Source organism: Pseudoduganella sp. R-43 (assembly GCF_049913255.1).
Classification (GTDB): Bacteria; Pseudomonadota; Gammaproteobacteria; order Burkholderiales; family Burkholderiaceae_D; genus Rugamonas.
Genome location: NZ_CP183988.1, coordinates 3680674 through 3703674, shown reverse-complemented (window position 1 = coordinate 3703674; position 23001 = coordinate 3680674). Strand labels below are relative to the sequence as shown.

Sequence of the window (23001 nt, the reverse complement as noted above, 5' to 3'; positions counted from 1 at the left end):
AGCCTGGGAGTTTTCCATGTCACGCGTGATTACCATTGCCGCAGGATTGACTCTGACCGCCCTGCTCGCTTGCCAGAGAATGAAGCCGGTCGCCGATGTACTTGCCGATGCGCGCAAGGCGCACGACAGCGGCGAAGACCGGGCTGCCGTCATCCATCTGAAGAACCTGCTGCAGCAGGAGCCCGGCCATGGCGCGGCAAGACGCATGCTGGGGGAGTTGCACCTGGCAATGGGCGATGCCGTTTCGGCCGAAAAGGAACTGCGACGCGCCCTGGCCCTTGGCCAGCCCCGGCAGGAACTGTTGCCGCTGCTGGTCCGTGCCATGCTGGCCCAGGCGTCCTGGCAGGGCGTCCTCGACGAATTGCAGGCTGATCCGCTGACCCCGGCCGTCCTGGCCTGGCGCGGCCACGCCTTGCTTGGACTAGGCAAGGCGGAAGATGCCGGCCAGCTTTACACCCAGGCACTCCATAAAGACGACAAGCTGGTCGAGGCCCACCTGGGCCAGGCCCGGCTTGCCTTGCTGCGCAACGACACCGATGCGGCAGGCGAGTCGGTGCAGCACGCCCTTGCGGCCGACCCGCACAATAGCGAAACCTTGCGCTTCCAGGGGGACCTGCTGCGCATGCGAGGCGACCTGGACGGCGCCCTCGCGGCATACCGCGCCATCCTTGAACGCGATAAAAGCAATGTACAAGCATTTGCTGATATTGCATCGGTCCATCTTGTGCAGGGAAACCCGGCGCTGGCCCGGGAAGGGCTCGAAGCGGCAAGGAAGATCCAGCCGGCCAGCCTGGTGATCCTCTACGCCCAGGGCTTGCTTGACCTGGCCGAGGGCAAGCACAAGGCCGCCCTGGAGCGCGCGCAGATGGTCTTGCGTGCGGCGCCGGACCATTTGCCGAGCATGCTGTTGGCTGCCACTGTTGAACTGGAAAACGGCGCATTTTCCCAGGCGCGGTCTCATATCTTGCGCTATCGCCAGTCACAGCCCAGGGAAATGTTCGCGCTGCGGCTGCTGGCCCAATGTGATCTGCAAGAAGGCAAGCCCCGGGACGCGCTGGCGCTACTTGAGCCGGCAATCGCCGAGCATCCGCAAGAGATCGACTTGCTGGCGCTTGGTGGCGAGGCCGCCATGCGTGCCGGACAACACGAGCTGGCCGCACGCTGGTTTGGCCGTGCCAGCAGCCTGGCGCCGGAGTCGAGCAGCCTCTTGGCCGCCAGTGGCCTGAGCCTGCTCAGCCAAGGCCAGGACGCACGGGCCGTCGACGCCCTTGAACAGGCAACACGCAAGGAAGGAGCGTCGGCTTCGCGCGCCGCTTCCCTGTTGGTCATGAGCTACCTGCGCAACCGCAACTTCAGCAAAGCCATGCAGCAAGTCCGGCAAATGGAAGCGCTGGGCGACAATCCGTCGGTGCAAAACCTCAAGGGCGGCGTGCTGCTTGCCAGCGGCGACCTGGTTGGCGCGCGCAAGGCCTTTTCGCGTTCACTGGAACTCGACCCTGCCCATATGCCTGCGCTGGACAACCTGGCGGAGCTCGATTTGCTGGAAAAGAAGGTACCGCTGGCGCGACAGCGCTACACCGCCGCGCTGGAGCGCCAGCGCAATAGCCTGCCCTTGATGATGGCGCTCGCCAAACTCGAGTCAAGGCAAGGCAACGCCGCAGCAGCGATCAGCTGGCTGGAGCGGGCCATTGCGTCCTCCCCCGATGCGGCTGCCCCCGTGCAGGCGCTGACAGCACTTTACTTGCGCAACGGCCAGGCAGCCAAGGCACTCCAGCAAGCCCAGCGCTTGCAAGCAGTTCGCCCAAACGAACCGGCCAGCCTTGATTTGCTGGCGCAGGCAGCGGCGGCCAACGGCCAGCACAAGCTGGCGCTCGAAAGCCTGCGGAAGCTGGCGCTTCTCCGCCCCGTCGAGCCCGAAGTGCAACTGCGTATTGCACGCAGCGCGCTCGCCCTCGGCCAGAAAGGACCCGCTTTGCTGGCTGCACGCAAGGCCGTCGCGCTCGACGCGAGCCGGGAAGATGCCCTGCTGCTGGTGAGCGCGCTGCTGCTCGATAACCGCGCATTCGACGAGGCCCGCAAACTGGCCCGCTCGGTGCAGCAACGTCAGCCTGATTCCGGCATGGGCTTCAAGCTCGAAGGCGATGCCTGGCTTGAAGAAGGCAAGGCAGCTGACGCCGTGGCCTCGTATGAGCGTGCTTTCCGACTGCAGAGCAGCGGGCCGCTATTGATCGCCCTGCACCGCGCCTTGCTGGCAGCCGGAAAGGCTGAGGCGGCGAGCCAAAGCATGCGCGACTGGCTTGGGCAACATCCCTCCGACCAGGCAACCAGGCTCTACTATGCGAGTCATTTGCTGCAGCAGGCCCAGTTTGGCGCCGCCCAGCGCGAGTACGAAATCATCCTGCAACGCGACCCGGACAATGTACTTGCCTTGAACGACCTGGCCTGGACGCTGCTTCATACCAAAGGCGGGGACGCGGTGCGGACCGCCGAACGGGCCTACCAGCTTGCCCCGCAAAATCCGGCAGTAGCCGATACCCTGGCCTGGAGCCTGGCCGAAAGCGGCAAGCCGGCGCGCGCCTTGCCTTTGCTGAAGAAAGCACTGGAAACTGCGCCGACAGCCAGCGATATCCGGCTGCATTACGCCCACGCGCTGTTCCGCAGTGGCGACAAGCGGGCCGCGCGCAGCCAATGCGAACAATTATTGGCAGTCCAGGGTTTTGCGCACAGGGCAGAGGTCGAGGGCTTGCTGGCGAAGATGTAAGGTGTCGGCCTAATTTACGCCTGAGCGCGCCGCCCCTTGGCGCCGGCGCTGGCGCGTTCCTTGCAACGTGGGGCTTATCCATCACTGGGAGCACACCATGTTCAAGAGCGTACTTTGCAAGGGCACAGCCTGGCTTTCGGCCATGGCGATCGCCGGAACCGCCGCCGCAACCCCGCTCGCCCCGTTTGTGCTGCACACGCCGGGCGCGGTCGAAATCAAGTTCAGCGGCTACCTGGCCCGCAGCGGCGACACCGGCGCTTCGCCCGGCATCCACGAAGCCAGCTTCGGTGCAGGCTATATGACCAGCATCCATGAACTCGGCAACCCCGCCAATCAGCTCTGGCGCAGCGGACAGGACAACCAGAGTATTTCCTTCTTGATGTATGGTGCCGGCGATGCCGCAGTGCTCCCGGTGGCTGGGTCGTCGGCACACCAGGTCTTCGGCACCGGTTGCACCCATCTTGCCTTCGGTTGCGACGGCAAGATCCACCTCGACTTCTACCTCGATAAACTGAGCGGCGGAACCAACCCAGGCTTTGGCATTGGCGGCATCAAGGCCTCGCAACGCCAGGGTTTCAGGCAACTTGGCGGCATTACCGATGGCGAGCTGTTGATGCGCTGGGAGTTCGTACCGGGACTATCGCCCACTACGCCAGGCGGAACGCCGGTCACCCTGGTGCAACAGCTAAGCGGCCTCACCTCGCCTTCGTCCGGCTTTGGCAGCTTCCTGGCGCGTTGCACGGGCGGTCCGGCATGCGGCTATTTCACCAGCGGTATGCAGCAAGGGGGAGCTGACTTCTATGGCACCAATACCATGACCAGCATCCTGGCCCTGACGGCCATTGGCCAGAATGGCTGGTCAGCCCGCCTGTCCGATCCGGTGATCGCCCAGGTGGCGCTGGGCCAACCCTCCACCCTTGCCTTGCTGCCGATTGGCGCTGCCATGCTGTTCCTGCTACGCATGCGCCGTCAGCGCGGCTGGTAACGGCCCGGGGCGATGATGTGCTGCGGATCAAGCGCCGACTTGATGCGGGCCACGGTGTCCCAATACGTATCGTGGCCGCTGTCCAGGGCCCCCACCGATTGCGGACCCACGCGATAGGGAATGTATCCAGCGCCCATCAGCCGTGCAAACGAGGCATCGTAGCATTGCCGGGCGCGCGCCGCCTCCGCCGCATCTTCCTGGTCAAAGCAGATGGTCAGCACGCCGCCCAGTGCACGCTCGTTGATCATGCTGAAGGTTTCAAACAGATCGAAGCCATGGCTAGCAAACAGCGGCTCGACCAGCGAGTGCACGTGCAACAAGTCGGTGCCGCGCATCGGCAGCACGGGTGCCAGCCACATCATTCCGCAACCGTCGCGCGCCGGATTGGCGCCCAGTGGGAATCCCTGAGGCAGGCCACCTCGGCGACGCCAGTAGGCGCCTGCCAGGAAGCGGCCATCCGGAATGCCGCGGTTCATGTTCAAGAGGGAGCGGCCAAGGTCGACCTGCGCCGACAACCGCGATCCGAGCCTGCCTTTTCCCATCAGGCGGGCCGCGATGCTTCCGAGTGCCAGCGTGCGGTCATCGATAAAGCGCAAGGTGGCCAGCCTGCCAATGGCCGCCTGCAGGGCACGGCGCGCATCGGCCACCTGGGCCGGCCGGCCGTAAAGCGCAGCTGACACAGTCCAGGCGCCGATCCCGGCCTGCCGGCACAGGCCGGCGCGCAATGGAAGCGGCAGCGGCGGCCCTTGCGGCGCCAGCGACGCTGGGAACACCATTCCTCCCGACAGCACGCGCAAATCGTTCCCGATATGGACCACGCTGGGCAATGTGCCGTCCAGGCGCAGTGGGCGCAGCGCATCCACAACTGCGGCGATGCCCTCGAAGCCGGGGACGCTCGCAACCAGGTGGCTTACCACTTCCGTTTGCGGCATCAGCCAGAAGCCGAGGCTGGTAATAATGCCGAAGTTCGATTGCGTGAACAAACCGTCCAGCCATGGCCCGACACCATACGGGTAAAGGTGGGCGGCACTGGCGTGGGCAAAATGGGCGAAACCAGTCTCGAGCGTGTCGCCGCTGGCCAGCACGATGCGCATGCCGGCTACATGCAGCATGCGGTTGCCATAGGGCGTATGGCCGAAGCCGCGCTCCAGGATGTTGCCGACGAGGCTGGTATCCGGCCCGGCGCCGGTACAATCCATCCACAGGGGAAGTTGCAGCTCCGCCAGTTGACCGGCGAGCTGGGCCTGCGTGACGCCGGGCTCGATCACGGCATAGGCAAGGTCCGGATCGATCTCAAGAATGCGGTTCATCCCGCCCAGGTCCACGATGACCTGGCCTTCGCTGCTTGGGTTGGCGTCGCCGTATCCCCAGTTGCGGCCGGTACTCAGCGGATACAGCGGGACGCCAAATTCGCCGGCACTGCGCACCACGGCCACCACCTCACCGTGCGATAGCGGACGCAACACTGCAAGGGGCGCGACGGGCTGGCCCGAGGTGCTGGCAGTGTACGGCGCAAGTTCGCTGGGCGAGGCAAGCACCCGGGCTGGACCAAGCAGCAGGCGCCAGGCCTGCAGTGCGGGTTGGAGGTTCGCCATCTCAGTCCCTCCCCTCGCGCAAGCGGACCGTAATACCGGCCTCATCTTGCGGCGAGAAAAAGAAGGGGTAGAAGGAACGTTCGTTAGGCACCGATTCCATGCGCCCGCCATAGAGCCGTATCTGCTCCGCCATGTGCGCCAGGTCCAGCCGCAGCAGCACCGCCGGCGCGCCGACCCGGCTGCAGTGCCGCTCCGGCGCCGCATCGCGGAAACCCAGCATGCGCTTGTAGAACCTGACATGGCGCGGGTTGACTTCGATCACATAATCCGTGCAACCGTGCAGGTTGTGCGCGTACACATAGGAGATGTGGATCAGCGCTGCAAACACGCGCATATTGACATTGCGGTCGATGGCCAGCCGCGCCGGTTCGCACAGGCGTCGTCCCTGCTCCCGCAGTGCGGACAGGATGTCGCCAAAGTTTTCATCGGCCGGCAGGCCAATGTCGGGGTCGTCAAGGCACAGCGACATGGTGCCAACCGTATCACCCCGGCTATCGGCCGCCAGGGTGATACGGTTGGGTTGGTGGGGGGCGTTGGGATCCACTTCATAGCCGCGCCAGCCATACATCTTTTGCAGCAGCACACTGGCCGCTTCGCGTTTGCCGGCCGAATTGGCCAGCCGGATATGGAAAAGCTGCTGGTCGATCGCGTGCAACGGCTGCTCGCCGCCAGCGTTCTCGTCAATCAACAGGGAAACAATGGTGTCGTCGTCCACGGTGCGTCCTCCTATCGGTATAGGGCTTGGATGCTCGGGCTGGCCCAAGGTTCCGCACGCGTCGGATTTCTTTTCACGGGCCGCGGCCAACGGGGCGCCACGGCATGGCACGGATGCTGCTCATACGACCATGCCGGCAAACCTGCCGCAATCCAATCGGGAGATCCACGCTATGACTACCTTGCGCAAGTCTTTACTGGCAACTGCCGCCTTGCTGGCGGCCAGCCTTGCCAGCGTACCGGTCCAGGCCTCCACCTTTGCCTCGGCCATCCTCGACATCAACAACTTCAGGCTGCTCCACTCCAACGGCACCGCCTACAGCACGACCGACTTCACGATCTTGCAGGGTACCAACGATGCCCATGCAACTGCTTCGCTGAACGGCGTCTTCGCGAACGGAACCTCGTCGATCCCGATCCTGCTCGGTGTCCCGAACGTGCCGCATCAATGCATGGGCGCCCCCTGCGGGGGCCTGGGCGAAAACAACTTCACCCCGCTGCCCAGCCCGCCGCCAGTGCCAGGCACTTTCGGCTATGCCGACCAGGACCTGACCGGCGCCTCCATTACCATCGGCGCAGCGCCGGCCGGGGCACACGCCCGCACGCGGGCCGATGCCTCGACCGCCCTGAACGCCATCGCATCGGGCAATTCCGACGTCGGTACCTCGACCACCTTCCAGTTCACGCTGGGAGCAGCCGACACCATGACTGTGTCGTTCGACGCAACCGCCTTCACCCAGGCTTATGTGTCGCCCGGATCGGGACCGGACGCCAATGCCAATGCACGGCTGTCGTGGTCCATCAACATCATCGACCTGACCACCCAGGGCCGGATCTTCGACTTCGCGCCAGACGACCTGAACGCATTCAGTGTACGCAGCCGCACGGATGGCAGCCCTGGCATCCTTACGTACACCTTTGCGACCCTGCCCGGGGTGCCGCTCACCAAGGTGTCGCCTTTGCTGACAGCCGGCACCAGTTACCAGATCACGATCCAGCACAACACTCTGGCCAACGCCCTGCAGCAGGAGTTGCCGGAGCCGGATTCGCTGGCCGTGCTCGCTGCAGGCATGCTGGCGATGTCGGTTGCGCTGCGCCGCCGCAAATCCTGAGCACTTCTTGACAGGCCTCAACGTTCGGGCGGGTTCGCCAGCCAGGCTGGAATCCCGCCCATATAATCCAGAGGACCGAGGCGTATCACCAGGGAGCGCAGCATGGAGCATCTCTTCAGCCAATTGCTGTCCGGCCTGAAAGGCATCTGGAAGCACCGCTGGGCGGGATTCAGCATCGCCTGGGTGATTGTGCTGATAGGCTGGGCCAAGGTCTACTCCCTGCCCAACGAGTACCAGAGCACGGCCCGCGTGTTCGTCGATACCCAAAGCATCCTGAAGCCGCTGATGGTGGGCATGACCAGCATGCCCAACGTCGAGCAGCAAGTCGCCATCATGAGCCGGACTTTGCTAAGCCGGCCGAATATCGATCGGGTATTGCGCATGGTGGACCTGGACGTGCGCTCGGTGTCCGCACGCGACCACGATGCGATGGTCGACGATATGCTGAAGCGGATTCACATCAACGGCACCGGCACCTACGATATCTACACCATCGGCTACACCCACTCCGACCCGCGCCAGGTGCGCGACGTGGTGCAGGCCTTGCTGTCGATCTTCGTGGAAGGCAGTTTCAAGGGAAAGAAAGGCGATTCCGAGAAGGCGGTCCAGTTCATCGACGAACAGATCAAGAATTACGAAGACCGCCTGCTCACGGCGGAGAACGCCGTCAAGGAATTCCGTCTCAAACACAACTACCTGCTGCCGCGCGAAGGCCAGGATTATGGCGGCAAGCTGCTGACCGCGAACGACGCATTGGCCAGCGCCCAGCTGGAGCTGGCCGAGGCCGAACAGGCGCGCAAGGCCATTGAAGCCCAATTCGGCGGCGACGAGCCGCTGCTTGCGGGCGTCGGCACGCCGGGCGAGGTATCCGAGCTCGACTCGCGCATCAGCGCCTTGAACAAGAGCCTCGATGCCCTGCGCATGCAATACACCGACCTGCATCCCGATGTCGTGGCAGCCCTGCGCCTGATCGCCCAGCTTGAAGAGAAACGGCGCGAAGAGCGCCAGAAGCATGCTGACCCCGGCGACACAGCGCGCCAGTACACCCCCTTGTTCCAGCAAATGAAGGTGGCTTTGGCGGAATCGGAAGCGCGGGTGGCCGCATTACGGGCGCGTGTCGAGGCCATGCAACAGCGCCAGGCGCAGCTCCAGGAGCAGCGCAATGCCGTGCCCGAACTCGAGTCCCAGCTCGGCCAACTGACACGCGACTACCAGGTGAACAAGGAAAATTACGAGAAGCTCGTTGCGCGCCGCGAGGCAGCCAAGCTGTCGGGGGAATTGACAACCACCACAGAAATGATGAGTTTCAAGATCATCGATCCGCCAACCATGCCCCAGCGCCCCATCGGCCCCAACCGCGCCCTGTATTACAGCGCAGTGCTGGCCGCCGGCCTCATCGGTGGCGCAGCGGCAGCGCTCGGGCTGTCCGAACTGCGCCCCACGTTCCTGAGTCCGGCCGATTTGCGCGCGGCGACCGGCTTGCGGGTGCTCGGTACCATTGGCATGAACTGGACCGATGAAGAGAAGCGCCGGCATGCGCGCGACCGCCTGGGTTTCAGCGCCGGCAGCGCCTGCCTGTTGCTTGGCTATAGCGGCGTGATGGTGTTCACCCTGTTCTACCAATAGATGGAGGCCCCATGCAATTACCGCCCAACCTGCTGGAACTTGCACCGCCGACCGAACTCGGTTACGCCGACATCAACCTGGTCCGGATGCGGCAGCGCGGAATGGTGACGCATGAGAGCGGCCGCACTTCCGTCGCCGAGGACTTTCGGATCGTCAAGCGCCACTTGCTCAATGACGCGCGCTCCGGCGGCGCCAACGCCATCCCGCACGGCAACCTGATCGTCGTCACCAGCGCCCTGCCGGGAGAAGGAAAGACCTATTGCGCGGTCAACCTGGCAATGAGCATTTCCATGGAAAAGGATGCACGCGCGCTGCTGGTGGACGCCGACGTGGCGCGCCCGTCGGTACTGAAAGTGCTGGGTTTGCAGGCTGAACGGGGCCTGATGAATGTGCTGCTCGATGGCAGCGTGGAATTGTCCGACGTGATCATGCGCACCAATGTTCCGTCGCTGACCTTGCTGCCTTCCGGTCCCGCCAGCCGCCACGCGACAGAACTCCTTGCCAGCCATAATATGAGCCGCCTGCTGGAAGAGCTCGCCAGTCGCTACCCGGATCGCATCATCGTTTTCGATTCGCCGCCCTTGCTGCTGACTACCGAGGCCAGTGTGCTCGTCTCCCAAATGGGACAGGTTGTCATGGTGGTGGAAGCCGAGACCACGACCCAGTCCGCCGTGCAGGCAGCCCTGCAGCGCATCGAGCATTGCCGGCACGTGAACCTGGTCTACAACAAGTCGCGCGCCTTCCCCGGCGCCCAATACTACGGGTATTACGAATGATAGATGCCGCTGCCATCGGGCTACTGCTCATGTGCGCCTATATCCTGCACAAGGTGCGGAATATGCACTTGCTGGTGCACGCGATGAAGGATGATTCGCGGCAGGAACATGCGTCGCTATTCAGGCAGCTCGAAGCCCTGCAGGGGCTCTACATCAGCCTGGGGCTGCAGCGTGCCTTGCCCCTGACGCGGGGTTGGGCCGCATCGCCGGATTTTCTCCAGGAACTGGCAGCCCATGCCCTCGATGAGAAGCCGCGATGCGTCGTCGAATGCAGCAGCGGGACTTCGACCCTCGTGTTGGCCCGATGCATGCAAATCAACGGCGCCGGCAAGGTGTACAGCCTCGAACACGATCCCGCCTATGCCCGGCGCACGCGGCGACAGTTGGAACTGCACGGCCTGGCGGACTGGGCAACGGTCATCGACGCGCCACTGCTGACGCAAACGTTCGGCGGCCGCCAGCAGCCCTGGTACGACTGTAGCGGCTTGTCGACCGGGCAAGCGATCGAGATGGTCGTGATCGATGGCCCGCCGCAGGCGACAAGCGACGCCGCGCGCTATCCGGCCGGTCCCATCCTGTTCCCGCGCATGGCTCCGGGTGCCGCGATCTTCCTTGACGACGCAATGCGTCCCGGCGAGCGCACGGCCCTGCAACGCTGGGCAGCCGAATTCCCGGAGCTTGAAATCAGCTCGCTGCCCTGTGAAAAGGGCGCCGCCATGCTGCGCTACAAGCCTAAAGCTTGAAGGTCAGGCGGCCTTGGCCGGTACCAATTCCCGATAGCAGGCGGCGACCTGCGTGGCGACTCGCTGCCACGTAAACTGCTCGACCATCGACTGCACGGTGGTGCGCTCCGGCGGCCGGGAAGCCAGTGCGATGATTGCTTCGCGCTGCCCGGCTTGGTCATCCCAGCCGACCTTGCGCAGCATTGCATCTGAACCATCCAGTTGCAGCGCGCTGTCTTGCGTCATGACCACAGGGGTTCCGGCAGCCAAGGCTTCAAGCACCGACAAGGGAAAGATCTCGCCCTGGCTGGGCAGCGCCACTACCGAGGCCGCTGCATAGGCACTGGCCAGGAGCGGGTCTTCATGATTGAGCGCCCCAAGCCAACGCGCCCAGGGTGATTTCAGCACCCTTTGCAAGTAATCATGCTCTTCGCACGCGACGGGACCAATCATTACCAAAGGCAGCTCGCTGCCCTCCAGCGCCTGCGCCAGGCCAAGTTGATTCTTGTATGACGAAACGGTGCCCACCGTGAGCACGAAGGGACCGACTATCCCGGTACGGTGACGGAACAGCTCGCCTTTCGCCGTGAAGAACTGGCGGCTGATCCCATTGGGAAAGACGCGAATCTTGGAGCGCTCCGTCAGGAAGCCGCTGATGATTGCTTCCCGCTCCGCCTCGCCAAGCGCAATCACCAGGTCGGCTAGCTGCAGGGCGCGCTTTGTCTGGGCATAGCTTGTCTGGAGATTGTAGGAACAGATGCGCCCGGCCAGCCGGTCCGCCACCCGCGCGCGAAAACCCGCATTGCGGTTCCAGGTGGGAGACACCAGCGGTGACAGCACGACGGGAAGGCCCAGTTCGACCGCCGATTCCACCACGCGAAAGTTGCCGTTAAAGGCAGAGAAAACGTGGATCAGGTCAAAGTCGGCCAGCTTCTGGCGCGCAGGGTCGACCAGTTCGGCCGACATCGACGCATCAAGGTGATTCAGCGCCGCTATGGTCTCACGCACCTGCACCTGCAGGCCCCCTTCGCGCTGGAACAACATGGGATACGACAGGATTCCGATTCGCATAGCGCCCTCCCCTCATTGTTGCCAGCCGGCGCGGCGCAGCAAGCCCGCCAATGGGTGCTGCTGGAGCCAGATTGCGAGCCCCCATCCAAGCGCTCCGCTGCCGGCGCCCGCCATCAAATGCAGTACACCCGGCGCTTCATTGCGGGCCATCGCCAGCACCAGCATGGCCGGGGCGATGGCAGCAAGGGTAGCCATGGCGCTCTTGCGCAGCGCCCGGAGCAGGTTTGCCGGCTGCAGGCCGAACAACTTCTGCAAGCACCGCAACACCAGCCAGCTGCGCAAAGCCAGGCTGAAAGCGATTGCTGCCGCCAGCCATTCCAGGCCCGCCAGGCCCGCCGGAAGCAGCATCGACAAGCGCCCGAGTACAGCGATCGCGTCTATCCTCGCCTGCTCACCGATATGGCCGGTGGCGAGCAACAGGTAGCGCCCCATATTGAACATGCTATACAGCGCGGCAGCACCGCACATGATCCGGATCAAAGGTACGCAGGCTTGCCACTGATGTCCGTACAGCAACGCCACAATTGGTTCAGCGTATAGGCCGGCGAACAGGAAGAAGGGCCAGGACAAGGCCGTAATGCAGGCGGCAGCCGACACATAGGCCTGCAGGGCATCGCCTCCCTCACGGGCATGCCGCGCGAATAGCGGAAAGATCACTGGCGAGACAGCGCTGGTAACGGCCTGGTTGAAGAGGGACAGCACAGACTGCGCTTTGCCCAGCAGCGCGACCTGCTCCGCGCCAAGCAGCTTGCCGGCGATCAGGTCCGGTGCTACCACGCCGATCTCGTCGATCGCATTTCCGGCAACGGCCAGCCCGCCGGGCCGCACGAGCGCACGAATCCCCTGCAGCCCCGGGCGCCACGCCATGCCTGCAGGTTGCCGGGTGAGCGCGACGAGGAAGGCTGCGAAGGTCGCGGCAAAGCTTCCCCAGGCCAGCGCACACGGCCCCAATCCGCCTGCCGCCAACGCAATGGTGGCAGCGAACTGGGTCGAGCAGTAGCTGGCCGATACCATCAAAAGCGCGCTTGCGTGCATTTCACGGCGCAGCATCGCGGTTATCTGCGACGAGAATGGGACCAGTACGAAATTCAGCGCCAGGATGCGCAGCACCTGTGCCAGATCCGGCTGCCGATAGAACACTCCCAACGGCTCTGCCAGGCCAGCCAGCAGCACAGCCAGGCTCCATCCCATCGCCACGGAAATGGACAGCAGAGCGCGCTGTTCCGCGGTCGACAGTTCGCGCCGCGCGACCAGCAACTGCCCGGTCCCCAGGTCGCGGAACACCTGCGCCAGCCCGGTCAGCACCGCAGCGATCGAATAGACGCCGATCTCGGACGGCGACAGGAGCCGGGCGAGGATGATGGAAGATGCCAGGGCCAGGGCGGCCTGCAGGTACTTCTCGGCAAAGCCAAAGGCAAAGTTGCGGGCGACTCCACGCATCTCACGCCAGCCCGTCGTAGAAAGCCTCCACCTGTGCGCTGATCACCGGCACTGCATAGCGCGCTTCCACCTCGACCCTGCCCTGGCGGCCCATCTCGGTGCGGCGCACGGGGTCGTCGAGCAGGGCGCCGATCGTCGCGACCGCATTGTCAATATCGCCCGGAGTAAGCAGCAGCCCGCCTGCGCTGCCTTCGAGGATATCTTCGCTGCCGGGGACCCGCGTCGCCAGCGCTGGCACCCCGCATGCCATCGCCTCGATCGTCGCAATGCCGAAACCTTCTCGCCGGCTGACCAGCAGGTGCAGGTCCATGGCTGGAATGATCGACTCGACCTGGGCCTGGAAGCCGGTGAAGATGACGCGCCGCGTCAGGCGCTGGCGGCGCACCATGTCCCGCAATGACGATTCCAGCGGGCCGGTCCCCACCAAGAGGAGTTTCAGACGGGGCCGCACCCTGGCCAAATGAGCGAAGATCGCAAGCAACTCCTCCGGGCGCTTTTGCGCCGACAGGCGGCCTACGCTGCCTATCACTTCGTCATTGTCAGCGATTCCCCATTGGCGACGCGCAGCAGACCGCCGCCGGGGCGAAGCCTGGAAGCGACGCAGGTCCACGCAGTTCGGAATGACGGCCAGCCGCACGTCGGCAGGCAACCATTCCCGGTACAGGGACAGGAAGTGTTTCATCGCGGAGCCTGAAACTGCGTACACACCCTTCACGCCTGCCATTGCCCGCTGCAGCAGGCTGCGCTGCCACTCATTGAATTCGGTGTGAGGAAACGCATTGTGCACGCTGATCACGGCCGGCACCCCGCAATGCTGTGCCAGCCACAAGGCGCTGGCGCCGTAAGTCGTCCAGCAGAACGCCACGTGCACCAGGTCGGGACGCAGCTTGCGCAATGCCGGCGCGCTGAAGGCCATCGCCCGCAAGCGGTTCAGGCGCCGCCACGGCCACTCCTCCAGCATGGGCGGCACGTTCAAGTCGGCGATTTCGACGCATTCATCCTGCGCAGACTGGCGCCAGCGTTCATCGCCGGCAAAGCGCGGTGGCGCCAATACGCAGTCGTAGCCAACGCCCTTCAGGAAGCGGGCCTCGTCGAGCATGCGCAGCTCCATGCCGCCCAGTTCGCCGGAAAAGCTGGTGAGCACTATGCGCCGGCTGGCCGGACGCCTGGTGGCAGCCGCCGCTTCGGCGATATAGCCGCCAAGGTAGGCCAGTTCCCAGCGCCGCTGGAATATGCGCTCCGGCTGGCGCAACACCATGGCTGCACCGAGCCCGCACAGTTCTTCCACATATTTGCGCAGCATCCAGCGCGGTGCGCCGAACAGTTCCGGGAACTGGCCGGGCCGCGTCAAACGGCAAGCGCCGCGGCCATAACGGCGGGCGCGCGCCATCACCCAGTCCGGTGTCAGCTGCACCGGGCGTATGTGGTGGGCAACGCGGGCCGCCGGACAGAACCACGACTGGAAGCCGGCGCCTTCCAGCAACCGGGTGAAACTGACTTCGCCGCCCATCGCGTACTCGCCCGCGGCCGGCCCGATCGATTCGTCAAAGCGGTAGCCGTGACGGAATACTTCGCCGCGCACCGCCATGTTGGCGCCCCAGACCAGTCCGGGGTAGACAGGTCCTTCCGGCAGCATCGGGTCCGTCAGGCCGTACGTCAGGCCGCAAGGGACCAGGCGCAGCAGCCATTCCGGCGGCGCCACGCTCCAGTCGGGAACGATGCTGCCGCCGAAGATGGCGAAGCCCTGGCGCTCCGTTGCCGCGCCGGCGTAGCGTACAAGCCAGTCTCGGTCGGGAGTGGCGTCGTCGTCGGTGAAAACGAACAACCGTGTCTCTGGCCCCTTCATCGCCAAAGCCAGGCCGTGGTTCAGGGCAGCGTTCTTGCCGCGCCGCGGTTCGTAGGCATAGTGCAGCGGCAGCCGGCTGGTGTAGGACATCAACAGCTCGCGCGTGCCGTCGTCGCTGCCGTTGTCCACCACCAGCAGCCGCCACCCTTCCTCAGGGCTATGCAACTGCGTGTAGGCGTCGAGCACCTGCGGCAAGGTGCGCACGCCGTTGAACGTAGCCATCAGCACAGTAAGCATGATGATTCCTCCCTGGAGGTCCCAGTCTATGCAAGGCGCCGGCGCAGCTGCTTGCGCTAGCTCAAAGAGCCCGCGCGAAGCTTTGCTGTAATGACTTTATGTTCACGCGCTTCCTGCACACTGTTTCGGAACTCGGCGCCGGCAATGCGGCCTGGTATGCCGCCGCGCGGGCCTTGCAATTGTTCGGCCTGCATATGTGGCGCTACCATTTTGTCGCGCAGCGCGTGCCATCGAGCGCCATGCGCAGTGCCCCCGGCAGGCTGCTGATGTCTCCCATCGCCAGCCTGGCCGACTTGCCGGCGGAGTATCCCAGGCCGCGTGAAGTCGTGGCGGCGCGATTCCGACAGGGCGGCTGCAGCATCGCGGCCTGGAAAGGATGCGAGCTCGCCGCAATCCTGTGGTACCAGTTCGGCGCTTACGAAGAAGACGAAGTCCGCGCCCGCTACTGCCTGCCATCGCCGCACTCTTGCTGGGACTATGATGTGTTCGTGCAGCCGCATATGCGCCTTGGTACGGCATTCTGCCGGATCTGGGATGAGGCACACCGCTGCATGCATGCACGCGGGATCCAGTGGACATGCAGCCGGATTTCGGCTTTCAATCCGGGGTCGCTGCGAGCCCATCATCGCATCGGCGCGGTCCACCTTGGCAGCGCGACGTTCATTGCGCTGGGGCGCTGGCAGCTGATGTTCGCCAACCGCCCTCCTTTCGTACACTTGTCCGCCAGCCCCAGGTCGCGGCCGCAACTCGTCTTCGACACGCGCCCGCTCGAACACGGAGAATCGCAATGCCAGCCTACCTGATCCTGCTCGCCGCCCTCACGGCCGACTGTCCGCCCTACAGCAAGGGCGCAACCGGCGGCGATTACTACGACGCCGAGGATGCCAAAGGCCTGGCCGTGGTCGAGACCTTCCATTTCGGCCCGCAGGTGGAAGCGCTGCAGCGCGGGATGTCGGGCACCTTGGGCGGCGATATCGGCTACACGCTGGAACACTTTCCCAACCATCCCCGCGCCCTGTCGGCAATGGCGCGCCTTGCATTGCGCACAAAGCAGGCGCAAGCGCCGGGGGCACACCACACCGTGGAGTGCTACTTCCAGCGCGCCATCGCGTTCGCGCCCAAAGATGGCGCAACACGCGCCCTGTTCGGCGCCTATCTGCTGTCCTTGCGGCGCGATGCCGATGCGATAGAGCATTTGCAGGCGGCGCTGCAGGCACAGCCAGGCAATGCCGCCGCCTGGTACAACCTGGGCCTGGCCCGGGTAAGGCAGAAGGACTGGCCGGCGGCACTGGATGCGGCACACAAGGCATATGGCCTTGGATTCCCGCTCCCCGGCCTGCGGCAGCAATTGAAGGCTGCGCGCGAATGGCGCGAAGCGGATTTACTTGATCCCGTGGTGGCTCATTAAGTCATACAGCGTGGGCCGGCTCACGCCCAGCAGTTCGGAGGCGCGCGCAATATTGCCGCCGGTCCTGGCCAGGGCCTTGACCATCACCCGGTATTCCGCAGCATCGCGCGCATCGCGCAGGTCGATGTTCTCGGCCTGCGGGGCGCCGGGCGGCAGGCCCAGGTCCTCCAGCGTGATATGCGGGCCTTCGCTCATGATGGCGGCACGCTTGATGCAGTTCTCCATCTCGCGCACGTTGCCCGGCCAGCCATAGGCTTCAATCGCGGCCAGCGCATCCGGATGGAATGGCAGCGGCGGGCGTCCTTCAGCCTGCAGGAAACGATGGCGGAAGTGTTGCGCCAGCAGGACTGCATCGCCAATCCGTTCGCGCAGCGGCGGCACCACCAGCACGATTTCACTCAGCCGGTAGAACAAGTCTTCCCTGAAACGTCCCTCATCCACCATCGCCTTCAGGTTGCGATGCGTGGCACAGACGATGCGCACGTCGACCGCGATCTCGCTGCGGCCGCCCAGGCGTTCGATCACGCGCTCTTGCAGGAAGCGCAGCATCTTTGCCTGCAGCGGCAACGCCATGTCGCCAATTTCGTCGAGGAAGAAGGTGCCGCCGGCGGCCAGCTCTATCTTGCCCAGCGTCTGCCGCTCGGCACCGGTGAAGGCACCCTTCTCATAGCCAAACAATTCGCTCTCCAGCAGATGCTCTGGAATTGCCGCGCAATTGATTGCCACCATGCGCCGGTCGTGCCGCGCGCTCAGCTGGTGCAGGCCGCGGGCCAGCACTTCCTTGCCGCAGCCAGACGCCCCCATCAGCATCACGGTAGCGGAGCTTGGCGCAACTTTTTCTATGCTCCGGCATACGCGCAGCATGCCGGGGTCGCGCGTGACCAGGCCGGCCAGCGGCGAATCAGCCTCGGTCTGCAGCATGCGCCGGTTCTCCTGCTGCACGGTGTGCAGGAAGAAGGCGCGTTCCGCCATCAAGCGCAGCATCTCGCCATCCAGTGGCTTCTGGTGGAAATCGTAGGCGCCAAGCGCCATCGCTTTCAGCACGTTTTCGCGGTCCTGGTTGCCGGACAGGACAATCACCTTGGTATCGGCAGCAATTGCCAGCATCTGCTGCAGCAAGAGCAAGCCTTCGCTTGCGCAATCGGGTTCCGGCGGCAGGCCGAGGTCCATGGTCACCACCGCCGGCTGGTGCCGGCGCAACTGGCCAAGGGCGGCGTCGCGGTTCCCCGCAAACACCACCTCGTACGCGTCCAGGGCCCAGCGCAACTGCTTTTGCAGGCCCAGGTCATCCTCCACCACGAGCAGCTTTTTCTTGGTCATGAGCCCATGATGCAGCATGCCGGCGGTGGGGCTTTTGAGGCAGCGCAACGGCAAATAGTTTATATTGTGGCTTATTACGCGAAAAAACAGCCCGAAACACCATGAAATTCGATGTCGTGATCGTCGGCAGCGGCCTGGCCGGCCTCTCTGTTGCACTCCACCTGGCGGAAAGCCGCAAAGTAGCCATCATCTCCAAACGCGCCCTGCTCGACGGCGCCAGCAACTGGGCCCAGGGCGGTATCGCCGCGGTGCTCGATTCCGGCGACAGCCACGAGCAGCATATTGCCGATACCCTGGTTGCCGGCGGCGGCTTATGCGACGAAGGGGCCACCCGTTTCATCGTTGAACACGGACGCGAAGCCATCGAGTGGCTGATTGGCCTCGGCGTTCCCTTCACCCGCGACGAAAGCGCGGAACTGGGCTTCCACCTGACCCGCGAAGGCGGCCATAGCCAGCGCCGCATCATCCATGCGGCCGACGCAACCGGCCACGCGGTGCAGGTGACGCTGGAAGAGAAAGTCCGGGCGCATCCGAACATCAGCCTGTTCGAGCAGCACTGCGCGATCGACCTGATCACCACGGACAAGCTGGGCCCGCGCCCCGCCAATTCGCAGCCCCGCTGCCACGGCCTGTATGTCCAGGATGTGACAACCGGCCAGGTGCACACCGTCACGGCCGAACACACGGTGATGGCGACCGGCGGCGCCGGCAAGGTCTACCTGTACACCACCAATCCCGATACCGCCAGCGGCGACGGCATTGCCATGGCCTGGCGCGCAGGTTGCCGCGTGTCGAACATGGAGTTCATCCAGTTCCACCCGACCTGCCTGTACCATCCCTACGCCAAGTCTTTCCTGATCACGGAAGCGATCCGCGGCGAAGGCGGCCTGCTCAAGCTGCCGCCGGAAGCCGGCGCCGCCGCCGGGCAGCGTTTCATGCTGGCGCACGATGAACGGGCCGAACTGGCGCCGCGCGACGTGGTTGCGCGGGCGATCGACTTCGAGATCAAGAAGCGCGGCCTGGACTACGTCCATCTCGACATCAGCCACAAGCCTGCCGACTTCCTGATCGAGCACTTCCCGACCATCCATGCACGCTGCCTGGAACTGGGCATCGACATCACCAAGGAGCCGATCCCTATCGTGCCGGCGGCGCACTACACCTGCGGCGGCGTGGTGACCGACCTGTTTGGCCGCACTGACTTGCCTGGCCTGTACGCCGTGGGCGAAACCGCCTGCACCGGCCTGCATGGCGCCAACCGCCTGGCCAGCAATTCCCTGCTCGAGTGCGTTGTGATCGGGCGCGCCTGCGCCCAGGACATCCTGGCCCAGGACAAGGAAAGCACGCCCTACCTGCCGGATTGGGATGAAAGCCGCGTCACCGACGCGGACGAGGAAGTGGTCATCGCCCACAACTGGGACGAATTGCGCCGCTTCATGTGGAACTATGTGGGCATCGTTCGCACCACCAAGCGCCTTGAGCGCGCCCAGCACCGCATCGCCCTGCTGAAGGAAGAAATCGACGAGTACTACCGCCATTTCCGCATCACGAGCGACCTGCTGGAGCTGCGCAACCTGGTGGAAGTTGCCTCGCTGATCGTCAACAGTGCGCTGCAGCGGCGCGAGAGCCGCGGCCTGCATTTCAGCCGCGATTACCCGGCTACGCTGCCCAAAGCCTTGCCGACCGTGCTCACGCCGGAGCGCCGCTAAGGCACGTTCACCTCGTGCCGCAAGCCCAGGCGCTTCAACTCCCCGCTTTCGACCAGGCGCTGGAATTCGGCATCGAATTCCTTGCGCAGCGCGTCGGCTGCGGGGCGCTTGGGAAATGCGAAGTACCCATCCTGCACCTCGATCACCCGTGGCAGCATGGCCAACTGGCCTGACAGCCCCAGCCGGCCCAGCACCGGTTCGGTGTTGCGGCGGTTACTGGCAAACATTTGCGCATGCTGCGCCGCCAGCATTTTCAGCCCGCTGTCGACACTGTTCACAACATCCAGCCGCAGCTGCGGCCTTGCCTTGTCGAAGGCAGGCCCATAGGACCAGCCGTTGACGATGGCGATGCGCTGTTCTGACAGGGACGCGTAGTCGCCGCTCCAATCCTGCAGCGCCCCTTTACGGACGTAGAACACCATCTGGTCCTGGTAGAACGGCAGTTTTGAGAACGACATCAGCTGTTGGCGCTCGAAAGTCTTGTAAGGGCCAACCAGGATATCGGCCTTGCCTTGCGCGACCAGGGCCTGGGCGCGTGCCCACGGATAGAGTTCGAAGATGGCCCGATGTCCCAGGCGCTCGGCGATAAGGCGCACAATTTCGGGGCCCAGGCCAACAATCTCACCCTCCTGGCCGCGTTCATAGACGCGTTCGAAATGGGTACCGATCACCAGCAGGTCGCGGGCCGCCGCCGGCAGGCAGCAAAGCAAGGCGAAGATAGCAGCAGCGAATTTGCGCATGATTTCTCCCTCGGTGCCACCCTATGATAGCATTTCCGAATGACAAATCCAGTCACATTGCGCGCCGCTACAAAGGCTGATATCCCGGCCATGGAAGCCTTGATCCGGCGCTCCGGCATCGAGCTCAGCAAGGGGTTTTATACGGATGAACAGGCGACAGCCGTAACGCGTCACGTGTTCGGCGTCGATACGCAACTGGTGGAAGACGGCACCTATTTCGTCATCGAGCGCGACGGCGAACTGCGGGCCTGCGGCGGCTGGAGCAAGCGCGCCACGCTGTTCGGGGGCGACCGCCACAAAGCCGGACCGGATCCCTTGCTGGACCCAGCCACCCAGCCGGCACGCATCCGGGCCTTCTTCGTCGACCCTTCGGTTCCACGCCAAGGCCTGGGCCGCATGCTCATGGAGCATTGCGAGCGCCAGGCGGCTGCCGCGGGCTTCCTGCTCATGGAACTGGCAGCCACCATGCCCGGCGTGCCGCTCTACGCTGCGTGCGGCTTCGAGACAGTGGAAGATTTTGCGCTGGCGCTTCCAGGCGACGTCGCCGTACCGTTATCGCGCATGCGCAAGCGCATTGCTTAATGACTATTGAAGCCCTTGCCTTCCGCAGCCAGCCTGGCCAGTAGCGGCGCCGGTTTCCAGGCTTCGCCGTGGCGGCCGCGGGCGAATTTCTCGATGGTGCCCAATACATTGGCCAGGCCAACCGTATCGGCGTAAAACATCGGGCCGCCGCGATACAACGGGAAGCCATAGCCGGTCAGGTAGACCATGTCGATGTCGGAGGCGCGCAAGGCGATGCCTTCTTCAAGGATCAGGGCGCCCTCGTTTACCAGCGCATAGACCAGGCGCTCGACGATTTCCTGCTCGCCGACCTGGCGTCGTTCGACGCCGATATCCGCCGAATGCTTGATGATCATTTCGTTCACCAGCGCGCTTGGGGAAGCCTTGCGGTCGCCTTCCTTGTAGTCGTACCAGCCGCCGCCGGTCTTCTGGCCGAAGCGGCCCATTTCGCACAGAAGGTCGGCTGTCCTGGAATACACCACTTCCGGTTTTTCGATATAGCGGCGCTTGCGGATGTACCAGCCGATATCGTTGCCTGCCAGGTCGCTCATGCGGAACGGTCCCATTGGGAAGCCAAACTTCTCGATAGCCTTGTCCACCTGCTCAGGCAAGGCGCCCTCCTCCAGCAGGAACCCGGCCTGGCGGAAGTATTGTTCGATCATGCGATTGCCGATGAAACCGTCGCACACACCGGACACCACGCCGGTCTTCTTCAACTTTTTCGACAGCGCCATGGTGGTCGCCAGGACGTCCTTGCCGGTTGCCTTGCCACGCACGACTTCCAGCAGCTTCATCACGTTGGCAGGGCTGAAGAAGTGCGTCCCGATCACGTCTTGCGGACGGCTGGTAAAGGCTGCAATCTTGTCCAGGTCGAGCGTGGAGGTGTTGGAAGCCAGGATCGCGCCAGGCTTCATCACCTCGTCCAGTTTCCGGAATACGGTTTCCTTCACGCCCAGGTCTTCGAAAACAGCTTCGATAACCATGTCGGCGTCGGCAATGGCGCTGTAATCAAGAGTGCCGCCAATCAGCGCTACCCGCTGCTCGAACTTTTCCTGGGTAAGCTTGCCCTTCTTCAGGGTGTTCTCATAGTTCTTGCGAATGGTGGCAAGGCCCTTTTCCAGCGCTTCCTGCCTGGTTTCCAGCAGGACGACCGGAATGCCGGCGTTGGCAAAATTCATTGCGATACCGCCGCCCATGGTGCCGGCGCCAATCACAGCAGCCTTGCGGATCTCGCGAACCGGAGTATCGGGCGGCACATCTGGAATCTTGCTCGCGGCCCGCTCCGAAATGAACGCATGGCGCAACGATTTGCATTCGGTGGTCTGCATCAGGTGCAGGAAGCGCTCGCGCTCGAATTTCAGGCCGGCTTCGAAGTCCATGGTGACCGACGCAGCCACGGTTTCGAGGCATTCCAGCGGCGCTGGGAACGGTCCGGCGACCGCCTTCACGGTATTGCGGCTGAATTGCAGGAAGGCTTCATGATTCGGGTAGTCCACTTTGCGGTCGCGTACTTTCGGCAGGGGTCGCACGTCGGCGATGCCTTCTGCGAAGGCACTGGCTTCGGCCAGCAGGTCGGCGCCGGCCGGCAGCAACTTGTCGAACAGTGCCGTGCCAGCGAGTTTTTCCGACAACACCGGCGTGCCGGACACAATCATGTTCAACGCCATCTCCAGGCCCAGCACGCGCGGCAGGCGCTGCGTACCTCCTGCGCCTGGCAGCAAGCCCAGTTTCACTTCTGGCAGTGCAATCTGGGCGCCCGGAAGCGCTACTCGGTAATGGCAGCCAAGTGCCAGTTCCAGGCCGCCGCCCATGGCGACCGAATGAATTGCTGCCACCACTGGCTTGCTGCAGCCTTCCACCGCACGGATCAGGCTGTGCAAAGTCGGCTCGGTCAGTGCTTTCGGCGAATTGAATTCCTTGATATCAGCCCCACCGGAAAATGCCTTGCCGGCTCCAGTCAGCACGACAGCTTTGACCGCGCCGTCCTCCTGCGCCCGCCGAATGCCTTCGATTGCCGCAGTGCGCGTCGCCAGGCCAAGGCCGTTGACCGGGGGATTGTTCAGCGAAATGACAGCGATGGAACCGTGGACTGCGTAATCTGCGCTCATGGATTGTCTCTTCTTTGTTGGTGTGGTTGTCCGATGCCGAGCAGCTACTATAACCCACAAATCGAACGATCGTGCGCTTCACTGGCGGCGCTTGTCGCAAATTATATAAAACTTCCTTGAAATTAATCAGGCTTTCATCGAATAAATATCAATCAGGTATAAATCAGATTTCTCCGCCAGTGACTTCATCTTTTAAAAATACGCTTGCCCAACATTAATGGTCCGCATAATATCGTTCAAACACCAGGCACAGCAGTTCTCGTTTTTTAA

The 23001-nt window shown here is 63.8% G+C and carries 18 protein-coding genes; 10 read left to right on the top strand and 8 right to left on the bottom strand.

From position 1 onward, the window contains the following. The first annotated feature begins 16 nt into the window (after positions 1–16). Entirely contained in the window at positions 17–2761 is a 2745-nt protein-coding gene (prsT, locus tag ACN9M3_RS16860) for an XrtA/PEP-CTERM system TPR-repeat protein PrsT (protein WP_426318021.1), read from the top strand. A 97-nt stretch (positions 2762–2858) separates the two neighbouring features. After that, positions 2859–3746, top strand: coding sequence for a hypothetical protein (locus ACN9M3_RS16855; RefSeq protein ID WP_426161580.1), 888 nt, complete (start codon positions 2859–2861; stop codon positions 3744–3746). On the opposite strand, the gene ACN9M3_RS16850 is transcribed toward ACN9M3_RS16855, so the two are convergent. Beyond that, a complete protein-coding gene (locus ACN9M3_RS16850; protein ID WP_426318020.1) occupies positions 3731–5341 on the bottom strand; it encodes an FAD-binding oxidoreductase in 1611 nt (536 codons plus the stop codon). The genes ACN9M3_RS16855 and ACN9M3_RS16850 overlap by 16 nt on opposite strands. Before the next feature lies 1 nt (position 5342). Next, a complete protein-coding gene (locus tag ACN9M3_RS16845) occupies positions 5343–6056 on the bottom strand; it encodes an N-acyl amino acid synthase FeeM domain-containing protein (protein ID WP_426318019.1) in 714 nt (237 codons plus the stop codon). 172 nt (positions 6057–6228) lie between these two features. Between ACN9M3_RS16845 and ACN9M3_RS16840 the strand changes: the two genes are divergently transcribed. The 4 genes from ACN9M3_RS16840 (at position 6229) to ACN9M3_RS16825 (ending at position 10312) form a co-directional block, all read left to right on the top strand. Then, positions 6229–7167 (top strand): EDSAP-1 family PEP-CTERM protein, encoded by a 939-nt coding sequence (locus ACN9M3_RS16840; RefSeq protein ID WP_426161577.1) that lies wholly within the window; start codon positions 6229–6231, stop codon positions 7165–7167. A 102-nt stretch (positions 7168–7269) separates the two neighbouring features. Beyond that, positions 7270–8793: an XrtA system polysaccharide chain length determinant gene (locus ACN9M3_RS16835; RefSeq protein ID WP_426318018.1), complete on the top strand. Its 1524-nt coding sequence runs from the start codon at positions 7270–7272 to the stop codon at positions 8791–8793. Positions 8794–8804: 11 nt separating this feature from the next. Then, positions 8805–9569, top strand: coding sequence for an XrtA-associated tyrosine autokinase (locus ACN9M3_RS16830; RefSeq protein WP_426161575.1), 765 nt, complete (start codon positions 8805–8807; stop codon positions 9567–9569). After that, positions 9566–10312 carry a class I SAM-dependent methyltransferase gene (locus ACN9M3_RS16825; RefSeq protein ID WP_426161574.1) on the top strand — a complete coding sequence of 249 codons (747 nt, stop codon included), beginning with the start codon at positions 9566–9568 and terminating at the stop codon, positions 10310–10312. The genes ACN9M3_RS16830 and ACN9M3_RS16825 overlap by 4 nt, the downstream gene beginning before the upstream one ends. Before the next feature lie 3 nt (positions 10313–10315). On the opposite strand, the gene ACN9M3_RS16820 is transcribed toward ACN9M3_RS16825, so the two are convergent. From ACN9M3_RS16820 to ACN9M3_RS16810, 3 genes are read right to left on the bottom strand one after another with little or no spacing between them, the layout of a single operon-like run. Next, a complete protein-coding gene (locus tag ACN9M3_RS16820) occupies positions 10316–11362 on the bottom strand; it encodes a glycosyltransferase family 4 protein (RefSeq protein WP_426318017.1) in 1047 nt (348 codons plus the stop codon). A gap of 12 nt (positions 11363–11374) precedes the next feature. Then, a complete protein-coding gene (locus tag ACN9M3_RS16815; RefSeq protein WP_426161572.1) occupies positions 11375–12802 on the bottom strand; it encodes an oligosaccharide flippase family protein in 1428 nt (475 codons plus the stop codon). 1 nt (position 12803) lies between these two features. Next, complete coding sequence (locus ACN9M3_RS16810; RefSeq protein ID WP_426318016.1) at positions 12804–14885, bottom strand: glycosyltransferase; 2082 nt, start codon at positions 14883–14885, stop codon at positions 12804–12806. Between the two features lie 98 nt (positions 14886–14983). Between ACN9M3_RS16810 and ACN9M3_RS16805 the strand changes: the two genes are divergently transcribed. Both ACN9M3_RS16805 and ACN9M3_RS16800 read left to right on the top strand, forming a co-directional pair. Further along, positions 14984–15688 (top strand): hypothetical protein, encoded by a 705-nt coding sequence (locus ACN9M3_RS16805; RefSeq protein WP_426318015.1) that lies wholly within the window; start codon positions 14984–14986, stop codon positions 15686–15688. Further along, positions 15673–16293: an ABC transporter permease gene (locus ACN9M3_RS16800; RefSeq protein WP_426318014.1), complete on the top strand. Its 621-nt coding sequence runs from the start codon at positions 15673–15675 to the stop codon at positions 16291–16293. The genes ACN9M3_RS16805 and ACN9M3_RS16800 overlap by 16 nt, the downstream gene beginning before the upstream one ends. On the opposite strand, the gene prsR is transcribed toward ACN9M3_RS16800, so the two are convergent. Beyond that, positions 16267–17613: a PEP-CTERM-box response regulator transcription factor gene (gene prsR / locus ACN9M3_RS16795; protein WP_426318013.1), complete on the bottom strand. Its 1347-nt coding sequence runs from the start codon at positions 17611–17613 to the stop codon at positions 16267–16269. The two genes, ACN9M3_RS16800 and prsR, sit on opposite strands and share 27 nt — an antisense overlap. 101 nt (positions 17614–17714) lie before the next feature. Between prsR and nadB the strand changes: the two genes are divergently transcribed. Next, positions 17715–19322 carry an L-aspartate oxidase gene (gene nadB, locus ACN9M3_RS16790; RefSeq protein ID WP_426318012.1) on the top strand — a complete coding sequence of 536 codons (1608 nt, stop codon included), beginning with the start codon at positions 17715–17717 and terminating at the stop codon, positions 19320–19322. On the opposite strand, the gene ACN9M3_RS16785 is transcribed toward nadB, so the two are convergent. Then, positions 19319–20062, bottom strand: a complete 744-nt coding sequence (locus ACN9M3_RS16785) for a substrate-binding periplasmic protein (RefSeq protein ID WP_426318011.1) — start codon at positions 20060–20062, stop codon at positions 19319–19321. The two genes, nadB and ACN9M3_RS16785, sit on opposite strands and share 4 nt — an antisense overlap. Before the next feature lie 39 nt (positions 20063–20101). Here ACN9M3_RS16785 and ACN9M3_RS16780 point away from each other — a divergent pair, with 39 nt between their 5' ends. Continuing rightward, positions 20102–20644, top strand: a complete 543-nt coding sequence (locus tag ACN9M3_RS16780; RefSeq protein WP_426318010.1) for a GNAT family N-acetyltransferase — start codon at positions 20102–20104, stop codon at positions 20642–20644. Here ACN9M3_RS16780 and ACN9M3_RS16775 read toward each other — a convergent pair. Continuing rightward, complete coding sequence (locus ACN9M3_RS16775) at positions 20641–22731, bottom strand: 3-hydroxyacyl-CoA dehydrogenase NAD-binding domain-containing protein (protein WP_426318009.1); 2091 nt, start codon at positions 22729–22731, stop codon at positions 20641–20643. The two genes, ACN9M3_RS16780 and ACN9M3_RS16775, sit on opposite strands and share 4 nt — an antisense overlap. Between the last annotated feature and the right edge of the window lie 270 nt (positions 22732–23001).